20 protein-coding genes and 1 pseudogene are annotated in these 24,312 nt (G+C 58.3%); 15 read left to right on the forward strand and 6 right to left on the reverse strand.

Going from position 1 to position 24,312, the window contains the following annotated elements:
* The first annotated feature begins 11 nt into the window (after window positions 1-11).
* Entirely contained in the window at window positions 12-947 is a 936-nt protein-coding gene (locus ACGLHR_RS15345; RefSeq protein ID WP_400094904.1) for a LysR substrate-binding domain-containing protein, read from the forward strand.
* A gap of 42 nt (window positions 948-989) precedes the next feature.
* Here the strand turns inward: ACGLHR_RS15345 and ACGLHR_RS15350 are convergent, their stop codons facing one another.
* Together ACGLHR_RS15350 and ACGLHR_RS15355 are read right to left on the reverse strand one after the other, a co-directional pair.
* Window positions 990-2,177 (reverse strand): thiolase family protein, encoded by a 1,188-nt coding sequence (locus ACGLHR_RS15350; protein ID WP_400094906.1) that lies wholly within the window; start codon window positions 2,175-2,177, stop codon window positions 990-992.
* On the reverse strand, window positions 2,174-2,695 hold the full coding sequence (locus ACGLHR_RS15355; RefSeq protein ID WP_400094907.1) for a DUF1993 family protein: 522 nt from the start codon (window positions 2,693-2,695) through the stop codon (window positions 2,174-2,176). The genes ACGLHR_RS15350 and ACGLHR_RS15355 overlap by 4 nt, the downstream gene beginning before the upstream one ends.
* Before the next feature lie 569 nt (window positions 2,696-3,264).
* Here ACGLHR_RS15355 and ACGLHR_RS15360 point away from each other — a divergent pair.
* Window positions 3,265-4,202, forward strand: a pseudogene (locus ACGLHR_RS15360) (IS3 family transposase); the annotation flags it as partial.
* Between the two features lie 167 nt (window positions 4,203-4,369).
* Here the strand turns inward: ACGLHR_RS15360 and ACGLHR_RS15365 are convergent.
* The gene (locus ACGLHR_RS15365) at window positions 4,370-4,639 is read right to left on the reverse strand and encodes a LysR family transcriptional regulator (protein WP_400094909.1); all 270 of its coding nucleotides are present in this window, start codon (window positions 4,637-4,639) and stop codon (window positions 4,370-4,372) included.
* Window positions 4,640-4,714: 75 nt separating this feature from the next.
* On the reverse strand, window positions 4,715-5,389 hold the full coding sequence (locus tag ACGLHR_RS15370; RefSeq protein WP_400094910.1) for a glutathione S-transferase family protein: 675 nt from the start codon (window positions 5,387-5,389) through the stop codon (window positions 4,715-4,717).
* A gap of 159 nt (window positions 5,390-5,548) precedes the next feature.
* Here ACGLHR_RS15370 and ACGLHR_RS15375 point away from each other — a divergent pair, with 159 nt between their 5' ends.
* From ACGLHR_RS15375 to ACGLHR_RS15385, 3 genes are all read left to right on the forward strand, one after another.
* The gene (locus ACGLHR_RS15375) at window positions 5,549-6,151 is read left to right on the forward strand and encodes a TetR/AcrR family transcriptional regulator (RefSeq protein ID WP_400094912.1); all 603 of its coding nucleotides are present in this window, start codon (window positions 5,549-5,551) and stop codon (window positions 6,149-6,151) included.
* A gap of 592 nt (window positions 6,152-6,743) precedes the next feature.
* Window positions 6,744-7,688, forward strand: a complete 945-nt coding sequence (gene egtD, locus ACGLHR_RS15380; protein WP_400094914.1) for an L-histidine N(alpha)-methyltransferase — start codon at window positions 6,744-6,746, stop codon at window positions 7,686-7,688.
* A gap of 526 nt (window positions 7,689-8,214) precedes the next feature.
* A complete protein-coding gene (locus ACGLHR_RS15385; protein ID WP_400094915.1) occupies window positions 8,215-9,357 on the forward strand; it encodes a PA0069 family radical SAM protein in 1,143 nt (380 codons plus the stop codon).
* Between the two features lie 264 nt (window positions 9,358-9,621).
* Here the strand turns inward: ACGLHR_RS15385 and ACGLHR_RS15390 are convergent, their stop codons facing one another.
* Complete coding sequence (locus tag ACGLHR_RS15390; protein ID WP_400094916.1) at window positions 9,622-10,536, reverse strand: LysR family transcriptional regulator; 915 nt, start codon at window positions 10,534-10,536, stop codon at window positions 9,622-9,624.
* A gap of 93 nt (window positions 10,537-10,629) precedes the next feature.
* On the opposite strand from ACGLHR_RS15390, the gene ACGLHR_RS15395 reads away from it, so the two are divergent.
* From ACGLHR_RS15395 to ACGLHR_RS15440, 10 genes are all read left to right on the forward strand, one after another.
* A complete protein-coding gene (locus ACGLHR_RS15395) occupies window positions 10,630-12,021 on the forward strand; it encodes a dihydroorotase family protein (protein WP_400094918.1) in 1,392 nt (463 codons plus the stop codon).
* Window positions 12,018-13,292 carry a Zn-dependent hydrolase gene (locus ACGLHR_RS15400; RefSeq protein WP_400094920.1) on the forward strand — a complete coding sequence of 425 codons (1,275 nt, stop codon included), beginning with the start codon at window positions 12,018-12,020 and terminating at the stop codon, window positions 13,290-13,292. The genes ACGLHR_RS15395 and ACGLHR_RS15400 overlap by 4 nt, the downstream gene beginning before the upstream one ends.
* A 12-nt stretch (window positions 13,293-13,304) precedes the next feature.
* The gene (locus ACGLHR_RS15405) at window positions 13,305-14,960 is read left to right on the forward strand and encodes a urocanate hydratase (protein WP_400094921.1); all 1,656 of its coding nucleotides are present in this window, start codon (window positions 13,305-13,307) and stop codon (window positions 14,958-14,960) included.
* Complete coding sequence (locus ACGLHR_RS15410) at window positions 14,953-16,026, forward strand: DUF917 family protein (protein ID WP_400094922.1); 1,074 nt, start codon at window positions 14,953-14,955, stop codon at window positions 16,024-16,026. The genes ACGLHR_RS15405 and ACGLHR_RS15410 overlap by 8 nt, the downstream gene beginning before the upstream one ends.
* A 10-nt stretch (window positions 16,027-16,036) precedes the next feature.
* Window positions 16,037-16,636: a glutathione S-transferase family protein gene (locus ACGLHR_RS15415; protein WP_400094924.1), complete on the forward strand. Its 600-nt coding sequence runs from the start codon at window positions 16,037-16,039 to the stop codon at window positions 16,634-16,636.
* Between the two features lie 36 nt (window positions 16,637-16,672).
* Complete coding sequence (locus ACGLHR_RS15420) at window positions 16,673-17,659, forward strand: Bug family tripartite tricarboxylate transporter substrate binding protein (protein WP_400094926.1); 987 nt, start codon at window positions 16,673-16,675, stop codon at window positions 17,657-17,659.
* A 34-nt stretch (window positions 17,660-17,693) separates the two neighbouring features.
* A complete protein-coding gene (locus tag ACGLHR_RS15425; protein ID WP_400094927.1) occupies window positions 17,694-18,476 on the forward strand; it encodes an enoyl-CoA hydratase/isomerase family protein in 783 nt (260 codons plus the stop codon).
* A complete protein-coding gene (locus tag ACGLHR_RS15430) occupies window positions 18,473-19,045 on the forward strand; it encodes a cysteine dioxygenase (protein ID WP_400094929.1) in 573 nt (190 codons plus the stop codon). The genes ACGLHR_RS15425 and ACGLHR_RS15430 overlap by 4 nt, the downstream gene beginning before the upstream one ends.
* Entirely contained in the window at window positions 19,042-21,339 is a 2,298-nt protein-coding gene (locus tag ACGLHR_RS15435; protein WP_400094930.1) for a molybdopterin guanine dinucleotide-containing S/N-oxide reductase, read from the forward strand. Before ACGLHR_RS15430 ends, ACGLHR_RS15435 begins: the two co-directional genes overlap by 4 nt.
* Before the next feature lie 72 nt (window positions 21,340-21,411).
* Window positions 21,412-22,596, forward strand: a complete 1,185-nt coding sequence (locus tag ACGLHR_RS15440) for a CaiB/BaiF CoA transferase family protein (protein WP_400094932.1) — start codon at window positions 21,412-21,414, stop codon at window positions 22,594-22,596.
* Between the two features lie 333 nt (window positions 22,597-22,929).
* Here the strand turns inward: ACGLHR_RS15440 and ACGLHR_RS15445 are convergent, their stop codons facing one another.
* Window positions 22,930-24,285, reverse strand: a complete 1,356-nt coding sequence (locus ACGLHR_RS15445; protein WP_400094934.1) for an MFS transporter — start codon at window positions 24,283-24,285, stop codon at window positions 22,930-22,932.
* Between the last annotated feature and the right edge of the window lie 27 nt (window positions 24,286-24,312).

Raw genomic sequence — 24,312 nt, forward strand, 5'->3', positions numbered from 1 at the left:
GGGCAAATGACGTGGACCGTCTGGAAGCCATGGCGATGCTGTTAAGTGCTGTCGACAAGGGAAGCTTGTCCGCAGCTGCGCGCGAAATGAAGGTCCCCGTCTCTACGCTAACCCGCAGAGTCACGGACCTTGAGGAATTTCTCGGTACTCGGCTGCTCACCCGAACAACACGCAAGCTGACGCTGACAGACGCGGGTGCCGCCTATGTCGCAGCGGCTAGACGGATTCTCGATCAGGTTCACGACCAGGAACGCGAAGCAACGGGAGAGTTCACCTCTCCTCGGGGTGAACTGGTCATTACTAGCCCCGTCCAGCTCGGCAGACTCCATGTTCTGCCCATCGTTAGCGAGTTTCTCTCCTTATTCCCAGACATTTCGATCAAGCTGCTGCAGTCTGACCGTAACGTAGACCTGGTCGACATGCACGCTGACCTGGCAATACGCATTGGAGAACTCGCTGACAGCAGCATGATTGCTACGCGAGTAGGGATGCTGCGCCCAGTCCTGTGTGCGAGCCCTGCCTTCCTTGAGAAGTACGGGGTGCCGCGCGAGCCTGACGCGCTTTCCAAGATTCCGTCTGTTGTTTTCAACAGCCCATATTTGTCGCCATGGCGATTCCGGCTACCGCAGACGGGAAAAACCATTACGGTCGTAGTCGAACCGCGGCTCCAGGTGACATCTCCAGACGCCGCGGCGGATGCTGCTTCCGATGGCGTAGGCGCGACCCTGCTGCTCGAACACGACGTCGCAGAAGCGCTGGCAGCCGGTAAACTGGAAATCCTGCTGCCGGAATTCGAGGTCGAACCGGTACCAGTGCACATGATCCATGTATCGCGCAGCCTGATGCCAATCAAGCTGCGCAAGTTCATCGATTTTGCTGCGCCCCAGCTCCGGCAGTCCCTCTCCGGATTTGGGAAGACAGTGGTCCTTGAGCGTCAGCCATCCTGATATTCGGCCGTCGCCGGCAATGCGCGACGGCCGTTTCAAGCCTCAGGAGATCATCTCTAGCGCCAGTGCGATGCCTTGGCCACCACCGATGCATAGTGTGACGATGCCTCGCTTAATGCCGTCGCGTTTCATCGAATGAAGCAACCGTGTTGTCAGGACGGCGCCTGTTGCGCCAATCGGATGCCCATGCGCGACAGCGCCACCCTCCACATTGATCAGGTCTTCGGGCAGCCCTAGCTGTTTTCCAACAGCCAGCGGGACAGCAGCGAAGGCTTCATTGATTTCGATGCGCTCCACATCGCCAAGTGACCATGCGGCTCGTTCTAGCGCCAGTCGGACTGCCGGAACGGGCCCCAGTCCGAACATGCCGGGCTCAACGGCGGCTACGCTAAAAGACACGAGACGCGCCATAGGCTCGATGCCCCTGTTCTCTGCTGCCGCCTGGTCAGCAACAATCATTGCTGCGGCGCCACTATTCAGGCCCGGAGCATTGCCCGCGGTGATGCTGCCATTGGCCCGGAAGGCTGGTTTGAGCTTTGCCAGGATTTCAACCGTTGTGTCCGGACGAGGCGCCTCGTCGATGGCGAAATTCTCGCTTCCCCGCTTGCCTTTCAGTTCAATGGGGACAATCTCGGCTTCAAATCGACCCGCTTCGCGAGCAGCGGCGAAACGTTGTTGCGAACGGGCTGCGAACCGGTCTTGATCCTCGCGAGTCAGCTGCGAAGCCGTCACGAGGTCTTCCGTGTGCCAGCCTGAGTGTTCCCCCGAGAACGCGTCCAGCAAGCCATCTGTCAGCATGCTGTCAAGGATCTCCGCCGGCCCCATCCGATAACCCCAGCGGGCCGCGCCCATCAGATAGGGGGCACGGTCCATGTTCTCCGCGCCTCCGGCAAGCGCTATCTCAGCTTCACCGGTGGCAATCTGTTGAGCGGCTGTGACGATAGCCTGGGCGCCAGAACCGCAGACCCGGTTGATGGTCATCGCGGGGACCGATACGGGCAACCCAGCGCCGATCGATGCCTGTCGTGCCGGATTCATGCGATTTCCCGCCTGGATAACGTTGCCCATCACCACCGATCCAATAAGTGCCGGGTTGAGATTGGCGCGGCGCAAGGTCTCACGAAAGACAATCGCGCCGAGTTCGGTGGCCGGCGTTGATTTGAGAGCGCCGTTGTATGCCCCGATGGCCGTCCTTACGGGATTGCAGAGCACAACATTCAGATTTCTCATTGGAACACTCCATCATAGAGACTAAGATAGTCCCGCTTTCCCAGCGGGACGCCGATGTGCCTGAGGATGTCGTAGGCAGTTGTAATGTGAAAGAAGAAGTTGGGATATCCGTATTGGAGGAGATAGGTCTCCGCAGGTAGTGTCAGCTGACGGACGTCCCATGGAAAGCTGACGATGCGTTCCTCGGCACCTAGAAAAGTTTGGGCATCCAGGCCCGCTAAGAACGACAGGGTTGCATCGCACCGCTGGCGAAGATCTTTGAAGGTGATTTCTGTATCTGGGAAGGCAGGTGGTTTGGTTTGAGAGAGCCGCGCAGCGTTGAATTTTGCAGAGTCCGTCGCAAACTGGATTTGCCTGGCCAAAGGCGCCATGTCGGGCGCAAGTTGCGCCCGGATATAGTAGTCGGGCACCACTGCACGCTCGATCGCATGCGCTTCGCCTTTGTCTAGTAGCGCGTGCAGGATCGTGATACCACGCGTGAAAATAGGGACAGAGCGGTCATACACTGAAAGAATCATCGATGTTTCCTCCTTCAGCCTGACGACAATCGCAAGCTGAAATCAAAGATTGAAGCAGACAAGCGGCTGCTGAGAACACGGTTCGAACTCGCCGCCATCGGTTCGATGACCAGCCACCCGCGCACTGTTCTGTTCTGCAGCGAAAGTTCGCCTTCGGTAACGCGACAGAAAAGCATATGCGAAGTTTGGACGCAGTGCCGCTTGGAAGTTCGATTCGGCCGTGTAGAAACACTACGCATCGCTACCTCCAATCGCCCTGAAAGGCCCGCAGCTAGGGGACCTCGCAGCAGCCACAATTCCACCGCATGCGCATTGTTCAATAAAAGGAAAAGTACCTGGCAACAAATACAAACAGTAGCGACGCATGAAGTATTCGATACTTGTGGCATATGCCGCATTGATCGTTACATTATTTCAAAATAGGGAAAGCACCGATTCACAGTATTGGATAAATATTCGACCCGTCTCGACGTTGAAGAGCGCTTGGCGTCAGTCACTGAGCCCCCCGCGTCAGAATGGTTGTCGCCTCGATAGAATCAAAACCCCAGGGGCGAAGATGAAGGACGAGAGTGGCCAGGTACGGAAGAGAATTCAAGGACAGGGCTGTGGCGCGCATGCTGCCGCCCGAGAGCGCATCGCCGGAAGACGTTGGGCGCGAGATCGGCGTGGGAGTGGATACGCTTGAGCGTTGGCGCAGTGAGTTGCCGTCCAAGCCCTCTCGCGAGCGGGCTTGGACAGCGGCCGCCCGGTTCGACGCGGTGCTGACCACCGCCGCCATGGACGAGGCAGCCAAGAGCGCCTGGTGTCGTGCCAACGGGGTGTACCTGCAGGATCTGGTCAATTGGCGGCAAAGCGCGACGCAGGCGCTGGCCGAGCCGGATGAGGCGCGCGCCAGCCCAAGCCAGACCAAGCAGGACCGGCGCCGCATCAAGGAACTCGAGCGCGATCTACGCCGCAAGAATGCGGCGCTGGCCGAGACGGCGGCCTTGCTGGTGCTCTCAAAAAAACTCGAGGCGATCTTCCACAAGGGCGATGACGAATGATAGGCCTCGAAGATCGCCGATTCGTGGCCCAGAACATCCGCGTGGCGCACACCGATGGCGCGCGGCTGCGTCTGGCGTGCGAGACCGCCGGCATCGACCTGCGCTCGCTGCAGCGATGGAAGGCTGGCGAAGGTCTCACATCGGGCGATCGCAGGCCGGACGCGGCGCGTCCGACACCTGCCCATGCCTTGAGCCCAGCCGAGCGCGAAACGCTGTTGAGCGTAGCCAACGAGGCGCGCTTCGCCGATATGCCGCCAGCGCGCATCGTGCCCATGCTTGCCGACGAAGGTGTGTACATTACCAGCGAGTCGAGCTTTGCCCGCGTGCTGCGTGAACACGGCCAGACCGAGCACCGCGGTCGAGCCAAGGCTCCCAAAGCCAGTCGACCGCCGACCACACACATCGCCACGGCGCCGCGCCAGGGCTGGTGCTGGGACATTACCCACCTGCCTGCCACCGTACGAATCTCAACAGCCCTGTAGCGATGGTCGGATCCGGTAGCGATACGCCGCGCGACTGCGCGACGCAATCATCCACAGGCTGTTGCAGCTTCCACTCTCGTTCTGGCACTCTGCTTCCCTGAGAACAAGCGTGGAATCGTTGCCAAGGAGCGGTAGCGGTTCCACTTCATCTAGGACTTGTTTTGGCTACAGACTGAGAGATCCGCTTCTTCTATGGCAGTAAGGATCCGCTTGCACATACCGTAGTAATAGGCACCTTCCTCGGTCAAGGTGACGTTGCGCGTAGTGCGACGAAATAGTGCAACACCCAGCTGTGATTCCAACATGGTGATGCTCCGCGAAATCGTCGACTTCGGTATGCCCAAGGCTTGGGAAGCGCGGCTAAATCCGCCATGGTCGACGATGTGCGTGAAGACCTGCATCGAAGCCAGTTTGTCCATGATAACTACCTTACTATTGGAAGCTGGCCTGCCATGCGTTCCCGCAAGCAACACCAACACGCGTTGATTGGTTCGCTAGGCGGGGATTCGGATGGCAGGACGCTGGCACATTTCGGAGTGCCATGCTCTGAGCGATTCACATCCTGGTGGCTCGTCAATGCCTAGGGACGATGCGACGTGCAGCGCCGACCATAGCGTAATGTCTGCCATAGAGAATCTGTCGCCAGCGACGTATGGCTGTGTTGCAAGCACACCGTCGAAGTAATGCATGCCGCTGAGCGCCCTCTCTCGCTCGAGCGCAGCCCATTCCGCGCGCCCATCCCAACGGGGCAACTGAAACGCTTCCAACGCCGTGCTACCACCTGGGGTGCCGTAGTAGAAATAGCTTCCGAGAGCGTAAAACAGTTCCTGTTCCGCGCACCTCTGCATTCTCTGCACCAGCGCTCGTTCCTTCTGAGTCGTGCCGGTCAGAACAGGACTCCCATCGAGGTTGTCGAGATGCTCAGTGATGGCAGTCACCCCAGATACGAAGGTGCCGTCATCGAGCTCAAGTATTGGCACCGCGCCGCCAGGATAGATGTCGGCGAAAGGTGCCTCGTCATGCCCGCTAGAGGAAATGTCGATTTCGACGAGTTCGATTTGATCGGACAGGCCCTTTTCAGCCAAGGCAATGCGAATCCGCAAAGAATCTGTGGAAAATGAAACGTCATATAGGCGCATGATGTGCTCTTTGAGTTCCTTTTGTGCCAATGAGGCGCTGAAGTTGCCTCGCAGTTATCCCTTCATCGAAGTCAACTTGCGTACGCACGCTACTGACCGGTCTGTTTCATAGAACGATACAGACCGGTCAGTAGCGAGTCAAGTTCCCGTGGTAGAGTGTGGCAATACGAGCAGAGGAACGGGCCAGATATGCCAGCGCTTCGAGCAGGCCGACAAGCGGAAGAACTAGGTACGGATGTGCGGCAAAAGGTGCTGGACGCCGCTTCGGACCTGTTCTACACACAAGGTGTCCGCGCTGTTGGCGTGGATTTGGTGATTCAAAAGGCCGGGGTCGCCAAGACTAGCCTGTATCGACATTTCGGCACGAAGGACGACTTGGTGGCCGCCTACCTTGAACGCGAAGACAAGGCGTTCTGGGACACATGGAACGAGGTCGCCGCGAAACACGCGGACGATCCCAGGGCGGAATTGGATGCTCATCTGGAGTGGATTGGTCAGCGTGTTAATGACCGTTGCTACCGAGGCTGCGCGCAGATCAATGCAGCTGCAGAATTTCCCGACCTTGACCATCCCGCCCGCAAGGTCGCAGCTGCCCACAAAAGCGAAATGCGCCGCCGCTTAAAGGCGCTTGCCATGCGACTCAATGTCACGGACCCAGACAGAGTTGCGGGTCAGCTGACCGTTTTGATAAACGGCGCTTTCGTTAGTATGCAAGTTCTCGAGCCGGATGAAGCCGTGATGCTTCTTCAAAGTGCAGCAAACGCTGTGCTCGCAGCAAACCAGGCTAGCTAGGTTATCCGCAGCTGCACGAGGGCAACCAGGCGTGCGAGCTCTCGCGATCTGGTAAGCGTTTGTACAGAAACGGCCTTTGCACCAAGCAGAGGCCTATAGATGCTGCCGCTCACTCCGTTTCGGCTCGCAAACGGAGCTTCCAGCGGATGTCTCCCTGGCCTTGGTTGTGCTGCCGATGGTTCTGTGTCGTTAACGGATCGCCCTCGCTAAGCGCGCGCTCTTGCCCGCATCCAGTGCATGCGTAGATGCCCGAGTACGGGACCTTGGTGCCAGGCTTGTACTCATTGTCCAGCCTGGTGCCGTGCCTTTTTCTGGCAACCCTCATCGACATACCATGCCATAAGTCTTGTCCCTCCGTTATATGTTTGTACAATAGATGCGAGAGAGTATCCCCGCATTCGATATCGTATTAGAAATAAGACGGTTGGAATGTTCGTTAAAACAAAACAGTGCGTTTGTCAGACCATTGTTGTCAAAATTCGACCGGTCAACGTAAATTTAATTCCCTCAACAATGTGTCGAGCTGTCGAATCTTGGAGCGGGTAGTCGTCGTTCATCCTGCGTTGTTGCCTCGTCAGCTTCCTCCAACACCATGCTTACGTTGACGAATACCTTTGCCGCTGACGTGTTAGACGGTTTGAATCGACCTCCATCCCTGCCGAAGCAGCTGCAGCCGAAGTATTTTTACGACGCTCTGGGTTCAACGCTGTTCGACAAGATATGTAGCCTTCCTGAGTACTACCCGACCAGGACAGAGCTGGAGATCTTGGCTGATAATGCATGTGAAATCGCGATAGCGATTGGCCGCTATGCAGACATCCTTGAATTCGGCGCAGGCTCACTCACGAAGATCCGACACGTTCTGGATGGCTTCCAGCCCCTCAGCCGCCCGCTCAGCTACACACCCATCGACATCTCAGGGAAGCCTCTGCTGCGAGCCGCACGAGCACTGATGGCGACGTATCCAGACCTTGAGATATTCCCGCGGGTTGAGGACTACATGGCCATCGAGGAACTGCCCAAGCCGTCCATACGCCCCATAGGTTTCTTCCTGGGATCGACCATCGACAACCTGGAGCCTCACGAGGCAATCGCGTTCTTGCGGCGGGCGGCGATCCTGTTGAAAGGTGGTGGTCTGCTGGTTGGCGTGGACCTGGTCAAGCGCCCCGATCTCATGCATGCCGCCTATAACGACCAGGAAGGCGTGACGGCGCAGTTCAACATCAATATGCTGCGACGGATTAACCGCGAGCTCGAGGGTACATTTGACCTCAATGGGTTCTCACACTACGCCTACTACAACCCGGGGCGGCAACGCGTCGAGATGCATCTCGTAAGCAAGGAGGACCAGGTCGCCGAAGTCTGTGGCACCTCAATCGAGCTCCGGGAGGGCGAGACGATTCACACCCAGAACTCGCACAAATTTACAATTGCAGGCTTCCAACAGCTTGCCGCGGACTCGGGGCTCAATCCGACGAAAGTCTGGACCGACCGGGCGCAACTCTTCAGTGTGCATTGGTTGGAGTCGCTTGCCTGAAGTACGTGGCATCTTCCTGTCGTGTGCCGATCGCCGCGCTCATGTTTGGATGAAGGAAGAGGCACAGTAGCCATACAAGGGCTCCGACCTGGACCGCCTGCGCAGCCTTCACGTTGAGCTGAACTGGCGACAGATGGAAAAGAGCCTTGTAGCCTGGGGAAAAAAGGGACCTGACTTGAGCAACTATCTATTTGGCTACGAAGCCCCAGCGCATTGGCTGCGAATGGACGCCATCCCAAGCTAGCGCCCAAAAGCGCCAATGCTTCGGCGTCAGGACTTCTTGATGCCGAGGCATGCTCGAAATCATGGGGTTGGTGTAGGCGCGTATTGTTTGAAGAAGCTAAACACTGCTTTCCGAACAATGACTCAGCGCGGGGGGTCGGATTGGCTTAAGCTTTCACATTGAGAATGTGAGCGCCATCCTTTGGCAGCACTCCGAAAATCACCAAGCCTGGTACGCCAACGATACATTCCTGCGCGTGGCCGGTGGCCTCGCCAAGATCGGCGGCTGGGTAGACCCATTGATATGAGCAATGAAAGACGCGGCGCCCCGCAAGCCCGCAAGGGCCGCGGGGCTATCAGCAATGTGCAGGGACGATTCGAACGCGTGCAGCGCGAGGCATTCGATGACGGATGGGCCGAGCCGGTCGACGAACATCAGCACGAGCCTGACGCCTCTCGGCCAAAGTTGCTGACCCAGGTAACTATCGAGCAGGCGAAGTCCATCCTCACGCGCAACAGCTCGCCAGACATCCGTTTCGATGTTTCGCTCAACCCTTATCGAGGTTGCGAACACGGTTGCATCTATTGTTTTGCGCGGCCGTCCCACGCCTACCTGGATCTTTCCCCTGGACTGGATTTTGAGACGAAACTCTATGCGAAGACGAATGCTGCGGCGCGCCTTCGCGAAGAGCTTTCCAAGACTTCCTATCGCTGTGAACCCATCGCGCTGGGCGTGAACACTGACGCCTATCAGCCAATTGAGCGCGAGCACTGCGTCACGCGCGAAATTCTGGAGGTGCTCCATGAAACGGATCATCCCGTTGCCCTAATCACCAAATCCTCACTGATTGAGCGCGATATCGACCTGCTGGCACCAATGGCGGAGAAGCGTCTCGTTTTCGCAGACATCACGATTGCGACCCTGGATACCGATATCGCGCGCACCCTAGAGCCTCGCGCCGCAACACCATCGCGCAGGCTCCGCACAATTCGTGAACTTTCTAACGCCGGCATCCCGGTAGGCGTCAGCGTGGCCCCAACCATCCCTTTCATCACAGAGCCGGACCTGGAACGAATTCTCGAGGCTGCGCAGGAAGCCGGCGCGCGGTACGCCAGCTATGTTGTGCTGCGCCTGCCGTGGGAAGTAAGACCGTTGTTTCTTGAATGGCTTCAGGCTCATTATCCGGACCGCGCAGAGCGCGTGATGAACCGCGTGCGAGAGATGCGCGGAGGGAAGGATTACGACGCGGACTTTTCGCAGCGGATGAGCGGCACCGGAATTTGGTCGGATTTCCTGAGACAACGCTTCTTCAAGGCTGCAGACCGCCGCGGCCTCAGTTACAAGAGGCTGCGACTTGACACCTCCCGATTTCGCGCGCCTGAACGGCCGCCGTCAGCGAATACCTCCGGCAAGCGACACGACGATCGCCAAGCTTCCCTCTTCTGAATCAAACATAGTCTTTAGGGGAAACAAGCCACGTCGGACGCAGTCAGGGAAGGTACCGCTGATGTTGGGAAACGTGGCGCTGGACAAAAAACGAGAGAGTATTGAGCATCCCTCGGCTTCAGAAGCACAGCAGGACCTTGACGGTTGTTTTACGAAAGGGGGGTAACTGCACGCTTCAACACTTTCGCGACATACCCGAAATTCCCTCGCAACCCGAGACCGAAGCTTGGCCATTTTGTTGCCGATATATGCCAAGTGCCATAGCTAGGTCGCCGCAGCGACCTGGACTCGATAGTCATTAGCATGAGACATAAGTATCGAAATAAACTCTTGCGCAGGTCGAGAGAGGGGCTGATGAAGCGCATGGAACACGTGAACAGGCGTCGGTATGCTCGGAACCACCGGCCGCGTAGTGATTCCGCGCCATTGATGCGAGCGCACCGTCTGTTCGTCGACCAGCGCGACGCCGACGCCAGCCGCCACCAGAGCGCAGGCGACATGAGCCTGCTGCACTTCTGCCCGTGGTCGGGGGATGTGATCGACGCCTTCGAAGCACCTTCGCACCAACTGGCCGAAGGGGATGTCTGCGACATAGCCGATGAAAGGTTCATTGACCAGATCTTCGACACGCAGCTCTGCCCTGCTAGTGAGCGGATGGTCTTCCGGCAATGCTGCAACGATGTGGTTTTCGTACAGCAGTTGCGTCGCGAGACTGGGATGAGGGAATGGCATGTATGCGACGGCGATCTCGACCTGTTGACCAAAGATGTGTTGAACGAGGTTGTCGGGGCTCATCGTGTGCAGTACGACGAGTATTTCGGGATGCCGCTTACCAAACGCAGCAATCGCGTGTGGCAGAAGGGATTGACTGAGATTCGCGCTGCAGCCGACGCGCACGACCCCCGAGCCTCGGGTGATAAGTTCTTCTGCGACCTGATTGACGCGTTGCACGCTGTTATAAACAGCACCGACCTCTTCGAAAAGACGCCGTGCTTCTGGCGTGGGATAGAGCCGTCCCTTGATGCGTTCGAACAGCTTGAGGCCAACGCGCTGCTCGGTATAGGCGATCAGCCGGCTGACTGCCGGTTGAGAAACATGCAGCGCCTTGGCCGCCCCACTGATTGATTGGGCAACCATAACCGCGCGGAAAACTTCAATCTGCCGAAGGTTGAAGGCCATAACGTCGCGTTATATTTGGAGGCTAAACTGGCATATGACATTCTAACACCTGCACTCTAGACTGATGTCACCATTCATCACCTGGAAGCAAGCGTGAGCGACTTTGACTTGGTGGTACGAGGCAACGTTGTTGATCCGGATGGGATCGCAGTGGACGCCTGGCTGGGGGTGCGCGAGGGCCGGATCGCGGAACGAGGCCAATGCCAAGGTGGCGCCGCACCGGCGGGACGGCAGGAGGTGGACGCCAGAGGCCTCTGGATCCTTCCAGGCGTTGTAGACGGGCAAGTCCATTCGGGAAGCCAGGCGAACCAGGAAGGGCTGGGGCACGCCTCGCGGGCAGCGGCGGCAGGCGGGATTACAGTGATGGTCGACATGCCCTACGACGACCCGCACCCTGTGGCCTCGCGTAAAGAGCTAGACGAAAAGATCGCCGAGGTACGCCGCGATTGCCATGTCGACGTAGCGCTGTATGCCACCGTCACTGAGAAGTATGGCGTAGACGCCATCGACGCCATGATCGAAGGGGGCGCTTGTGCGTTCAAGTTCTCCACATTCGAAGCGACACCGGGCCGCTTTCCGCGCGTTGAAGAGGACGTCTTGTACGATGCGTTCCGACGGATCGCCCCATCTGGTCTCGCATGTGGCGTGCACAATCAAATGCAGGAACTCACCCGCAAAAGCGTCGCCAGGCACATCTCAGAAGGCGATATCGGCTGGGACGCATTCATGCGTGCACACACACCCTTAATCGAAAATCTCGCAACCACGCTGATCTACGAGTTGGGGGCTGAAACTGGCGCCCGCGCGCATGCAGTACACGTCTCGACGTCTCGTGGATTTGAAATCTTCAAGATGTACCGCCGTGCCGGTCACCTCGTGAGCATCGAAACGTGTGTGCAATACCTCACGCTCAATCATGATGAGCACTCTCGTCGCCTTGGTGCCAAGACAAAACACTACCCGCCGATCCGCACAAAGGCCGAGGCAGAACTGTTATGGCAGCACATTGCCAGTGGCGATTGCACCTTTGTTTCTTCGGATCACGTGAGCTGGGGACTTGAGCGCAAATCGGATCCGAACATCTTCAAGAACGCTTCGGGAGGTCCAGGGCTGGAGACGCTCCTGCCAGCGTTCTGGACTGGATGTGCTGATCGTGGCCTACCGCCCACGGTCGTCGCGCAACAGCTGTGTCGCAACCCAGCGCGCCACTTCTTGTTGGATGACCGAAAAGGCGCGCTGCAAATCGGGCACGACGCCGACATGGTTCTACTCAAGCCCGGACGCTATACCTTTGACCCTCGAAATAGCCTGTCGGCTGTGCAATGGAGTTCTTTCGAAGGAATGAGCTTCGCAGTCAGCGTCGAAGCAACGTACTGTCGTGGCACTCTGGTGTTCGAACGCGCCGATAGTACTGCACCGCAGATTCGCAATATGCCTGGCTATGGGAGTTTCCTCGCGCCCCGGACGACGGAAACGGCATCATGATGTCGGCCATCCCTTCTATTAATGCGGATCGATTGTGGAAACGCATTCAGACACTCAGTTTGCTGACTTTGCCGGACCAGCCCTGGACGCGACGTGCGTTCTCGCCGCAGTTTGTTAAAAGCCGGGCGTGGCTCAAAGCTGAGTTCAAGGCCGCCGGCCTAGAGGTGCGTGTGGATGCGGCAGGCAACCTGATTGGCCGCCGTGCCGGGAAGCGTAAGGGCTTGGCTCCACTTGTGACAGGATCGCATTGCGACACGGTGGTCGGTGGCGGAAGATTCGATGGCATCGCAGGCGTGCTGGCCGGACTTGAGGTTGCGCAGGCGCTCCACGAGGCAGACGTCCACCTCGATCATCCGCTAGAGGTCATTGACTTCCTCTCCGAGGAGCCGAGTGATTTCGGCGCGTCATGCGTCGGAAGCCGCGGTATGTGCGGACTTCTTGCGCCTGCCATGCTCTCCAGCACAAACGCCTCGGGAGAGACTCTCTCAAGTGCAATCGCCAGCGCCGGTGGCGAGCCAACGCGTCTGAGAGCCCCACTGCGGAAATTTGGGGACATGGCTGCCTTTGTCGAACTTCACATCGAACAAGGGCCGGTTTTGGAACGTATGCAGTTGCCAATCGGCGTAGTCACCAACATCGTGGGAATCCGGCGCTCAGCGATCCGCGTGACTGGCCAGCCGGATCATGCCGGCACGACGCCGATGCACATTCGCAAAGATGCGCTGGTCGGCGCCGCGCACATCATCACCGAGGTGTTCCGGCGTGCTTCCGCTGCGGCTAGAGGTGACAGCTATGTCGTTGCCACAGTCGGCAAAGTCGGCGTACACCCAAACATGTCGAATGCGGTGCCGGGCTGCGTCGAGCTAACACTGGAGGTTCGTAGCGATCAGTTGGCGGTATTGCAGGAATTTCCAGAGCAGGTAATGGCCGCAGCACGAGAGGAGCTCGAGTTGCTGCAATTATGCGCGGAAATGCATACAGTCAGCCAATCGACACCGACGGATTGCTCGGAGCTCGTGATGGACGCCGCGAGTCGCGCCGCCACAGATCTCGGCTATTCCTATACGCGCATGCCGAGCGGCGCCGGCCACGATGCCGCCTACATGTCTCACCTGGGACCGATGGGGATGATCTTCATCCCGTGCTTCAATGGGCGCAGCCACTGCGCCGAAGAATGGATCGAGCCAGGCCAGCTGACTGACGGAACCCGCGTACTTTGCCAGACGCTCCGCCTATTGGACACCAGACTCGCTGAGAATCACTCAACATAAAAAGGACCACGGATGTCGGAACAGCGCACACCACGAGCCATCAAGGCAGCACGAGGCACGAACCTGCGATGCGTGGGATGGCATCAAGAGGCCATCCTACGCATGCTCGAAAACAACCTCGAGAACGGAGAGCGGCCGGAGGATCTGGTGATTTATATGAACGCCGCCAAGGCGGCGCGCAATTGGGAGTGCTTCGATCAGATCGTAGCAACACTCAAGGTTCTGAAGAACGACGAAACTCTTGTCGTTCAATCTGGCAAGCCCATCGGCGTCTTTCGCACCAGCATATTTGCTCCTCGCGCGGTCCTTTCGAATGGCATCGTTCTAGGCCGTTGGGCCAGCGATGGTGAGATGTTTGACCTGGAACAGCAAGGTTTGACCGTGCTGCCCGGCATGACGGCTGCTTGCTGGCAATACATTGGAAGCCAGGGCATCGTGCAAGGCACGTACCAGTCCTTCGTTGGCGCTGCCGAGCGCTATTTTGGCGGCAGTCTGGCCGGTCGCACTATTGTTACTGCCGGATGCGGCGGTATGGGCGGGGCACAACCCCTAGCCGGAAAGATGGCCGGAGCCGCAACTCTCATCGTCGATGTCGATCCTGCTTCCCTGAAAAAGCGCTTGAAGACTGGGTACCTAGACGTCATTGCCAATTCGATCGACGATGCGCGACTGCGCATTCGTCAACTGGTCGAACTCAAGATCGGAGGCTCGGTTGGCCTCGTGGGAAACGTTGCCGATGTCTACGAAGAGCTGATTGCAAATGGATTCCAGCCCGATATCGTCACCGACCAGTGCATGGTCGACCCGTACCGCGGATATGTACCAAGCGGGCTCACTCCAGAGCAGGCGTCCACACTGGTGAAAAGCGACACGCCGAAGGCATTGGAACTGGCCGCAAGCACGATGGCCAGACATGCACGAGCAATTCTGCATTTTCAGAAACAAGGCGCGCTCGCCTTTGAATATGGCAACACACTTCGGGCACGAGCTGTGGAGGCTGGGGTGCCTGAGGCAGCAGCACTAGACTCGTTCGTTACTTTATTCATTCGGCCATTGTTCTGCGAGGGCATCGGTCCATTCCGATGGCTGGCTATCTCGGGAGACGAGCGCGATATCCATGTCATTGATGAGCTGATTGAAGAAAGCTTTCCTCCTGACCACATGATCTGCAAGTGGATCGCGCTGGCACGAAAGCACATTCAGTTTCAGGGCTTGCCTGCCCGCATCGGATGGCTTGGGCACGGCGAACGGTCGCGCCTAGCGCGCATCGTTAATAACGCTGTGGCTGATGGTCGCATCTCGGCTCCGATTGCATTTACGCGCGACCACCTCGACGCCGGCTCGGTGGCGTCTCCCTTCCGCGAGACGGAGAAGATGCGCGATGGAAGTGAGGCGATCGCCGACTGGCCACTGATTAACGCGATGCTCGCTTGCTCCGGCGGAGCCACGCTCGTGGCCATCCACGCTAATGGCAATAAATCCATGAGTGCTGGCAATACGGTCATCGCCGATGGAACAGAGCTTGCTGACGTCAAGATAAAGGCAGTGCTCGATGGCGATACCGGCATCGGTGTATTGCGTCATGCGGATGCGGGCTATGAGCTGGCAATCCAGACGCGCAATACGGCCGGGCTAGGGCTTCCTTTGCAAGCAATTCACCATGACTGAGCTAACGCTGTCTGATATCGAGCCCGGCATTGTCGGTGGCATGCTTCTTTCCGCTGGGGGCAGCGGAAGGTCGCGCGTAGAGAAGGACCGGAACTACGGCGCGCTGGCGTGCCAAAACGGCCCGATTCCATTGATCTCGACCACTGCTCTCCAGGGTAAAGATCAAGTCATGATTGCGTCGGGCGTCGGAGCCCCAGGCGGTGGCAAATTGCTAGTCCACCCCGGCCATTCTATCGCCGCGGCGAAAGAGCTGGTTCGCGCGGTGGGGCGGAAGCCCGACGCCGTAATGCCGGGCCATGTACCCGGCCTGTACGCCTGGCTCGTGGCCTCAGAGCTTTCGATCCCGATGCTGGACGCAGCGACAAACGGGAGAGGTCACCCGACGGTGAAGATGGGCAGTCTTGGCCTATCGTCCCGACCCGATTCCCTGTTCTATCAGGCCGGCTCCGGTGACAATGTGCGCCTTTGCGTGCACGGCAACACCCTGATTACTTCGGCGCTCATGCGTGCGGCCGCTGTACAGAATGGTGGCCTGATCATGGCGGCACGCGGCTACTTCGACGCCGCACTGGTAGAGGAAGCGGGCGCCGTCGGTGCAATCACCTACCAGATTGGCCTCGGACGCTCCGTGATGGACGCAGGCGCTTCCGCGAGCGCACGCCTGGCGGCAGCTGTTGCGTTCACCAAGGGCCAGGTCCTTGCAGTGGGTCCCGTTCTGGCCAACACCGTTGCTTATCGCGATGGGTTCGACATCGGCCAATTAACGGTCCGATGCGAGCAATCGAAGAAGGACATCGTCTTCGGCGTGTGTAATGAATTCATGACCGCTGAACACGAGGGCACTCGCATCGCCACTTTCCCGGATCTGATTGCATCGCTTGATGCGGTATCTGGCGATGTGATTGCCATTTCCGAGGCCAAGGTTGGCACCGAAGTAGCCATATTTGCGGCAAGCAAGCGCGCGCTGCCCATGGGCAGCGGTCTGTTCGATCCCACGATCTACCCCGATGTAGAGCGCCTCCTTGGCCAGGAGCTCGCGGCCTTCGCTCTCGATCGCACTGTGTAGGAGCCCATCAGTGATCTTGTACGACAGCAGACACTCCGGCAACGGCTGGAAAGTCCGCCTCCTTCTTGCGGAGTTGGGGTTGGAGTTCGAGCGTCGTGTGCTCGATCTCGGCAGGGGGGATGCCAAAACTGAAGAATTCTTGGCGCTCAACGCGTGGGGCCGCGTTCCCGTGCTGCAGTTGAACGACGGCACGGTCTTGAGGGAATCAAATGCGATCCTACTGCGACTCGCTGCTCACACCCCGCTGCTGCCGCCTGAACTCGAACAACAGGTTCTCGAATGGCTCTTCTTCGAGCAAGCCGATGTTCTGCGATTCCTCGCACGGCCTCGCTACCTTCTTTCTCTGGCCAAGACGGCAACGGCCTCGGACACGGAAGTTCAGTACCTGCAGGCGATCGGCTCGAAGGCGTTAGCCCATATAGAACGGCACCTGGAGACGGTGGACTACTTCGTCGGAGATTTCAGCGTGGTTGACATCGCTCTGTTTCCATACATCTGCATGGCTGATCTGGCTGGATACCCGATGCAACAGTATCCGCGCATTGCCGAGTGGCTCACCCGCATCCAAGGTCGCACGAACTTCGTTCCGCTGATTGAGAATCCCGCATAAGCGGGTCCGGATCTTTTACCGAATCGGGAGCCAAACATGATCCCCATGCGCATTATCCTTGCGACGCTTCTTTGCGTCTCTCTGAGCAATCCGGCACACGCGCAATCAACGACGACAGCCGGAGCTGACTATCCGTCGAAGCCCATCAAACTAGTCGTTCCTTTCCCGCCGGGCGGCCCGATGGATACGCTGGCGCGTCTGATCAGCGCAGATCTACGCAAGCGATGGAATGCAGTCGCGGTGGTTGAAAACCGACCAGGCGCCGGCACCATCATCGGCACCGACGCTGTCGCCAAATCGGTGCCAGATGGGTACACATTGCTCGTGACATCACCAGCCGGGATAGTGCAGCTGCCTTGGATGCAAAAGGTTCCCTACGATCCATTAAAGGACCTGCAGGCAATCAGCGTGATCACGTATCTTCCGCAAGTCCTAGCTGTTCCTGCCACCTCATCTATTCGATCCTTTGCGGACTTTCAGGCTTATGCAGCGACGCACAAGGGAAGCATGAGCTTCGCCAGCATCGGGGCAGGAAGCACATCGCATATCTACGGGGAACTGCTTAATGGAAAGCTTTCCGCGCAGGCCGTCCACTCACCCTACAAAGGAGATGCACCAGCGATGATGGATTTGATCGCCGGAAGGGTGGACTATCTCTTCATCAGCGCGGTCTCTGCCGTGACCTTTGCCGAGCGCGGGAGCATACGCTTGCTGGCCATCACGGGCACGAAGCGTCTGACTTCCCTGCCCCAAGTCCCAACCTTTAAGGAACTCGGCATACAGGACTTCGAATTGGTCGGCTGGTATGGCGTGTTGTCTCCGACAGGCGTACCCGCTCCAATTGCCGAGAAATTGCACAAGACGCTGCAAGAGGCCTACAGAACTAAGGCGTTTTCTGACTTTCTCAGTGCGGCGGGCATAACCTCCGAGTCGCTATCGAGGTCTGAATTCAGCAGCCAGGTGAAACGCGAATATGAGGCCTGGGGCCGCCTCATTCGACAGAACCACATCCAATTGGAGTGATTGAGTACTGCGGCGTCGTACTCGAGGAGATTAAATGATCCAGACCCTCAGCCATACCTTGGCTGACCGACCATTGGTCGTGACGCAAGAGGGCGGCTTCCTGCGCTTAGGGTTCAACCAGGCCGCCCGCGGCAATGCCTTGTCCGCGGAGGTGGTTGACGCGCTGCTTGAGCGCATCACTGCGCTGCATCCTGGTGGCCCGGTGCACACCGTTGTGCTGTCCGGTAGCGGGAAGCACTTCTGCACCGGCTTTGACCTCGCAAATCTCGAGACAGAGAGTGAAGCAAGTCTCGCCATGCGGTTCATCCGGCTTGAAATGCTGCTGGGAGCACTATGGCACGCCCCAGTTCGCACGATCGCAGTGGCGCAGGGGAAGACTTGGGGCGCCGGGGCCGATATGTTTGTCGCGTGCGACGTGAGGATGTGCACGCAAGATGCCACTTTTCGATTTCCCGGTCCCGCGTTCGGCGTGGTCCTTGGAACCGGCCGTCTCTTTGCCAGGGTCGGACGCGAAGCCGCGCGCGAACTAACGGTCGGAGCAGCAACCTTCAGTTCCGATCAGGCGTTGGCGACCGGACTTTCCTCGCGGATCGTTGCGTCTCCTTGCGTCGATGCGGCAATTGCAAGCTTGCCAGCCGAAACCCTGGAAGCGGAGACGAGCGCCGTGCTTCGCCAGATTACATGCCCTGACCACAGGGATGCGGATCTGGCAGCCCTTGCAAGATCGGTTTGCGGTGGTCAGACGAAGGCGCGGATCATCGCCTATCGCTCGGCCCAACTGCAGGCAGTTAAGCCGCTAAAGGAATCATCAGCATGAAGAATATCTACCGCCTAGACGACTTCATCCGCGAGATTAACGGTTCGGTCTTCAGCGCTGGCGTTAGCGAGAGCGCCCGCCTCACTCTTCCAACTGCTGCCCTTCAAGCCTTGGTGGCGCGCGACGATTGGCTGCCACCAACCATGGCCGAGGACCATCCCGAGCACTACTGTCAGCACCTCCTCTACTGCGACCCCGACCGTCGTTACTCGCTGATCAGCGCGGTCTGGGGGCCTGGCCAGGGAACGCCCGTTCACGACCACCTTACATGGGGAGTCGTCGGAATGCTTCGGGGCACCGAGTGGTCACAGCACTATTCGGTGGGTGACGGCGCACCGTGTCCGATAGGCGAGCCCGAGCTGCTCGAGCCAGGAAAGTTCACCACCGTGTCGCCTCAGAGTAGAGACATCCATCGTGTCTGGAATGCCTACTCGGATCGCGTCTCGATCAGCATCCATCTGTACGGAGGTGACATCGGAAGCATAGAGCGACACGTCTTCGACAGTGCAACCGGCGCCAAGAAATCATTCGTCTCGGGCTATGGAAACTGCCTGGAGCTGGATCTGTGACCTACACCGCCGCTCACTGGGGCACTTACAGGGTAGATAACTCTGGTGGTGAATCCACGCTACTGCCGTTCGAGCAAGACCCAGACCCCTCGCCTATTGGCCTTGGTGCGCTTGCGGCCAGCCAGGCCGATATTCGCGTCAAGCGGCCTGCCATCCGGCTGAGTTGGCTGCGGCATGGGTGGGGTACCCGGCCCGACCTACGGGGTATTGATCCCTATGTGGAAGTGGCCTGGGATGAAGCGCTCGACTTTGCAGCCATGGCCTTGAAGGGTGTGATCGCGGAATGGGGCAATTCCTCGATCTTCGGTGGGTCCTACGGATGGTCCAGTGCGGGACGCTTTCATCACGCTCAGAGTCAGATTCATCGCTTTCTGAATTGCATTGGTGGCTATGTGCGTTCGGTCGACACATACAGCCTGGGAGCAGCACGTGTGTTGATGCCACACGTGATCGCACCCATGGACGACCTTATCAATATCCACACCAGTTGGGACGTCCTGACTGCCCACACAAAACTGTTTGTCGCGTTCGGCGGAGTACCTGCAAAGAACGCCCAAATTTCCCAGGGCCTGACCTCCGAACACAAGATTTCCCGATCGCTCCGCGAAATGGCTCGGACCGGAGTGCGATTCGTCAACATAAGTCCGGTCAATAGCGACCTTGATACGGGCACTCGCCATGAGTGGATTCCCATTCGTCCCAACACAGATGCCGCCATGATCCTCGCGATGGCCTTCACGCTAAATTCTGAGGGCTTGCATGACGAGCAGTTTCTAGCTTCGCATTGCGTTGGATTCGAGCGGTTCGTACCTTACCTCACCGGTCAGAACGATGGCATCGCCAAGACCCCGGAATGGGCGTCCACGATTACAGGTGTGCCCGCAGAACGAATTCGTACGTTGGCCCGTGAACTGGCTAGTGTGCGCTCCATCGTCAACATGTCCTGGTCGCTGCAGAGGGCACATCACGGGGAGCAACCCTATTGGGCGTTGGTCACACTCGCCGCCATGCTGGGACAGATTGGGCTGCCGGGCGGAGGCTTTGGGGTTGCCTATGGCACTGTCAATGGAATTGGGAACATAACACCGCACTTTGGCGGGCCGACATTTGCGCAGGGAACCAATTCCATCAAGCAGTTCATTCCCGTCGCGCGCATCACAGACATGCTTGAGCGCCCTGGCGATACTCTGAATTACAACGGCGAAACGCTCACTTATCCCCGCATCGAGCTCATCTATTGGGCTGGCGGCAATGTCTTTCACCACCATCAGGACCTTAATCGACTGTTGAAGGCCTGGCGCAGACCAAAGGCGATTGTCGTGAATGAGCAGTTCTGGACAGCGACTGCAAAAGCCGCGGATATTATTCTTCCGGCGACCACAACACTGGAACGCGACGACATCGGCTACGCCACGAAGGAGCGCTTCATGGTGGCCATGCAACAGGTGATCCCAAAGGTTGGCGAGGCGCGCGACGATTACGACATCTTCGCAGACCTAGCCAGACGACTCGGAGCACAGGCCTCCTTTACTGAGGGCAGGACCTCTGGAGAATGGATCCGGCTACTGTATGAGGACTCAAGCCTACGCGCGCGCGGCTACGGCGTGGAGCTTCCGGACTTCGATCGCTTCTGGTCCGAAGGCCTCGTCGACCTCGCACCTGAGCCGATGCGGCACGTGATGTTCTCCGAGTTCAGACAAGACCCGGAAGCGTATCCACTGAAAACCCCCTCGGGCAAGATCGAGATCTTCAGCGAGCGAATCCACAGTTTCGGCTACGCAGACTGTGGAGGGCATGCACGCTGGTACGAACCTATCGAATGGCTGGGTAGCGCGAAGGCTGCCACGTACCCGCTTCACATGCTGTCGGATCAGCCGTTCACGAAATTGCACAGCCAGCTCGACCACAGCAGTTACAGCCGCGCAAACAAAATCGACGAGCGCGAGCCGATCACTATCAACCCCGACGATGCGGCGGAGCGTGGCATCCAAGAAGGAGACTTGGTCCGGGTATTCAATGACCGTGGATCCTGTCTGGCTGGGGCACGCTTGAGTCCGCTCATCTCGCGCGGGGTTGTCAAGCTTTCCACTGGGGCCTGGTTTGACCCCGTCGACTGGAAGAACCCTGCCCGGCTGGAGAAGCACGGCAATGCCAACGTGTTGACCCTGGATCATCCGGCGTCTGAGTTGTCACAAGGTTGCATTGCGCAGACCTGCCTGGTGCAAGTCGAGCGCTTCTCAGGTGTAGCTCCGCCAGTCACGGCATTTGCTTTGCCAAAGTTCGTCAATCGCTGACGGCGAGATTATCTCGCTGGAGACGCTCCTCATATCTTGTCTTGCAGATACCTCGCAATGGAGTCGAAACAAATGACCTCTGTACAAATCAACTCGAAAGAACAACTGCAGCCGCTGACAGGCATCAAGGTGGTCGAGTTCTGCCAGGTAGCAGCAGGACCCTTCTGCGCCATGCTGCTTGCAGACCTCGGTGCGCAGGTTATCAAGGTCGAGCCACCGGAGGGCGACTCGCTACGGCAATGGCCTCCCCTCACGGGAGGATTCAGCGAGAACTTTGCATCGCTCAATCGTGGCAAGCGATCGGTAGCACTGGACTTGAAGAATCCCACACAACGTGACCAGGCCCGCGAACTCGTGCTCGGCGCTGATGTATTGATAGAGAATAACCGCCCCGGCACCTTGGACAGGCTGGGTCTGGAATGGAATTGGTTTGCCGAGCGCCATCCAAAGCTGATCTATTGCTCCATCTCCGCCTTTGGCCAGAGTGGGCCACGCAGTGGTGAAGGCGGCTTTGATCTGACCATTCAGGCGGCGGCTGGCGTGATGAGCGTGACCGGCGAACCTGAGGGCGGTCCTGTGAAATGTGGCGTTCCACTAGCCGATTTTTCGTCCGGGCTGTACGCCGCCTACAGCATCGCTGCCATGCTTGCTCGCGTCGCCCAAGGCGGTGCCGGCGGACATCTTGACGTACCCATGTTCGGCGCGACCCTGGCAATTGCGGCGCTGCAGACTAGTGAGTACTTTGGCACGGGCGCCAATCCGCGTAAGTTGGGATCCGCGCATCCTCGCAATGCGCCCTACCAAGCCTATCAGGCAGCGGACGGTTGGTTCGCCATCGCCGCGGGAAACGATAAGCTATGGCGAGCAGTGTGCGAAGTAGTTGATGCAGCAGAGCTGCGGACCGACGTCCGCTTCCAGTCCCCGACGCTTCGAGCGGCAAACCAGACCGCGCTGAAGCAGCATCTGGATCCACTGTTTGCTCGTTGCCCGGTGCAGCATTGGCTGGCTGCTTTTTCCGCAGCGGGCGTACCCGCCTCCGCGATCAACGGCTATGCAGAGGCCTTGGCCGATGTACAAACACACCATCTCGGACTTGTGCACGAGCTTACGCTGCCCAATGGATCGAAAACCCGAACCGTGGGGTGCCCGGTGCGTATTGACGGTCAGGTGGTGCCAGTTGACCTTCAGCTTCCAACCATAGGCCAACACACGTCGTCCCTGCCAGAACGAATCTGGGACAAGAATCCGGCGGCGTGACTGTCGCCCGGGTGCCCGCGCCGCCATTTCCAGCGGCGCGTGTGATGAACGAAGCACTGGACCAAGGGACTAGAGCAAGCAAGAGAGCGGCTGGCTCCCCCGGCATTGCAAACGATTCTGCCATCGCCTTCTTAAATCTTGGCATCGCGCTGCTCAGGCCTGCTCGGAAGGAGCTTCGATGCGGAGAAAAGCTGACGCTTCCTCGCCGTACGATGCGCAGAACGGTGCCAAAGCAGTGGCGACGTATGCCGTCGGCATTAGACGGGAATCTCGCGAGCACGCCAAGGATGCGAATCGAAATGATGCCGCACCCTAGCTGCCGCCAAATGCAACTCAGCTGATGACCGCTCGTACATCCTGTACCGCGGGCATGTTGGTCTCCTCCGTGCTGGGCGGCTCTGTGGCCGCAGCCGCCGCGACAAAGTCGTCTTTGCGCAAGCACAGGAGCGCGACAAGAGAACAAACTCCCGTTCCTACATAGAAATACCAAGGCGATGTAATGTCCCCTGTCACCTTGATCAGCCAAGTCGACAGTAACGGTGCGCTACCTCCAAAGATCGCCACGGGAATGTTGTAGGCAACCGCAATCCCGGTCGAGCGGATACGCGTTGGCAGCAGCTCGCTCATCGTGGCGTAGGTGGAAGAAGCATAGAGTCCAAAGCAGATGGCAACTGCCATCAGAGGCAAGAGGAAGCCTTGCGGTGTTGCCTGTGGCGCTACGTGGAAGAACCAGTACATCGCCAGTGTTGCCATCACGCCCACTACCAGCAGAAACGGCTTGCGACCGTAGACATCTGTGAATTTTCCGCCGAGAGGCATCACGAATGCTGCAGCCAAGCTCGAAATGACGACATATGTCAAAGTGGTCCCGCTCGAGAACCCAAGCACCTTTGACATGTAGGTCGAAGCAAAGGTCAGCAGCAGGTAGAAGATCGAGCTGTGCAGGGTAATGATGAAGAACACCAGCGCTATGGCGCGTCGCCACTGGAACACTTCCTTCAAAGGAGCTTTCGATGTCTTCCCGGCATGAGCGAGCGCCTTGAACTCCGGGCTATCTTCCAGCTTCATCCGGATGTACATGGAAACGATGCCCATAGGCCCGGCAACCAGGAACGGAATCCGCCAGCCCCACTCCTGCATGCTGCTAGCTCCGAGCAAGTGCGTCATGCCATTCGCCACCGCCCCGCCTAGCACCAGACCAAGGACGGCCGTTACCATAAGCCAACTGGTAGAGAATCCACGGCGCTCGGGTCCTGCGTACTCCGCGATGAAGCTCGTGGTTGTTCCGATTTCCCCGCCTGCGGAGAAGCCCTGCAGGCATCGCAACAGAACCAGTAAGACCGGGGCAGCTAGGCCAATGGATGCATATGTCGGCAGAATGCCCAGCATGAACGTCGAACCGGACATGAGGATCAGAACGATAACCAAGGTACGGCGTCGCCCGATTTTGTCTGCGAGCGGGCCGAAGAAGATGCCCCCTATTGGCCGGATGAAGAAGCTCAAGGCAAATGCCGCGAAGCTGCTGATGAGGCTGGTCATGGGGTCGTTTGACACGAAAAACGCTTGCCCGATGTACACCGCCAGGAAGCCATAGACTCCGTAGTCGTACCATTCGATGAGATGGCCAGAGGTCGCACCTATGAATGCCTTACGGCGCTGGGCCGCGTTGTCTCCTGAGAGGATAGTCATTGCTATCATCCTTTATCGATGAAGTAG

The sequence above is a fragment of the Cupriavidus sp. CuC1 genome, from assembly GCF_044627735.1.
In the GTDB taxonomy this organism is placed as follows: Bacteria; Pseudomonadota; Gammaproteobacteria; order Burkholderiales; family Burkholderiaceae; genus Cupriavidus; species Cupriavidus ulmosensis.

Coding starts and splice junctions, on each gene's coding strand:
- ACGLHR_RS15365 (WP_400094909.1), bottom strand. CDS start 4,639: ATGGACAAACTGGCTTCGATGCAGGTCTTCACGCACATCGTCGACCAT.
- egtD (WP_400094914.1), top strand. CDS start 6,744: ATGCTTACGTTGACGAATACCTTTGCCGCTGACGTGTTAGACGGTTTG.
- ACGLHR_RS15445 (WP_400094934.1), bottom strand. CDS start 24,285: ATGACTATCCTCTCAGGAGACAACGCGGCCCAGCGCCGTAAGGCATTC.
- ACGLHR_RS15350 (WP_400094906.1), bottom strand. CDS start 2,177: ATGAGAAATCTGAATGTTGTGCTCTGCAATCCCGTAAGGACGGCCATC.
- ACGLHR_RS15375 (WP_400094912.1), top strand. CDS start 5,549: ATGCCAGCGCTTCGAGCAGGCCGACAAGCGGAAGAACTAGGTACGGAT.
- ACGLHR_RS15430 (WP_400094929.1), top strand. CDS start 18,473: ATGAAGAATATCTACCGCCTAGACGACTTCATCCGCGAGATTAACGGT.
- ACGLHR_RS15390 (WP_400094916.1), bottom strand. CDS start 10,536: ATGGCCTTCAACCTTCGGCAGATTGAAGTTTTCCGCGCGGTTATGGTT.
- ACGLHR_RS15405 (WP_400094921.1), top strand. CDS start 13,305: ATGTCGGAACAGCGCACACCACGAGCCATCAAGGCAGCACGAGGCACG.
- ACGLHR_RS15440 (WP_400094932.1), top strand. CDS start 21,412: ATGACCTCTGTACAAATCAACTCGAAAGAACAACTGCAGCCGCTGACA.
- ACGLHR_RS15420 (WP_400094926.1), top strand. CDS start 16,673: ATGATCCCCATGCGCATTATCCTTGCGACGCTTCTTTGCGTCTCTCTG.
- ACGLHR_RS15385 (WP_400094915.1), top strand. CDS start 8,215: ATGAGCAATGAAAGACGCGGCGCCCCGCAAGCCCGCAAGGGCCGCGGG.
- ACGLHR_RS15425 (WP_400094927.1), top strand. CDS start 17,694: ATGATCCAGACCCTCAGCCATACCTTGGCTGACCGACCATTGGTCGTG.
- ACGLHR_RS15355 (WP_400094907.1), bottom strand. CDS start 2,695: ATGATTCTTTCAGTGTATGACCGCTCTGTCCCTATTTTCACGCGTGGT.
- ACGLHR_RS15400 (WP_400094920.1), top strand. CDS start 12,018: ATGATGTCGGCCATCCCTTCTATTAATGCGGATCGATTGTGGAAACGC.
- ACGLHR_RS15410 (WP_400094922.1), top strand. CDS start 14,953: ATGACTGAGCTAACGCTGTCTGATATCGAGCCCGGCATTGTCGGTGGC.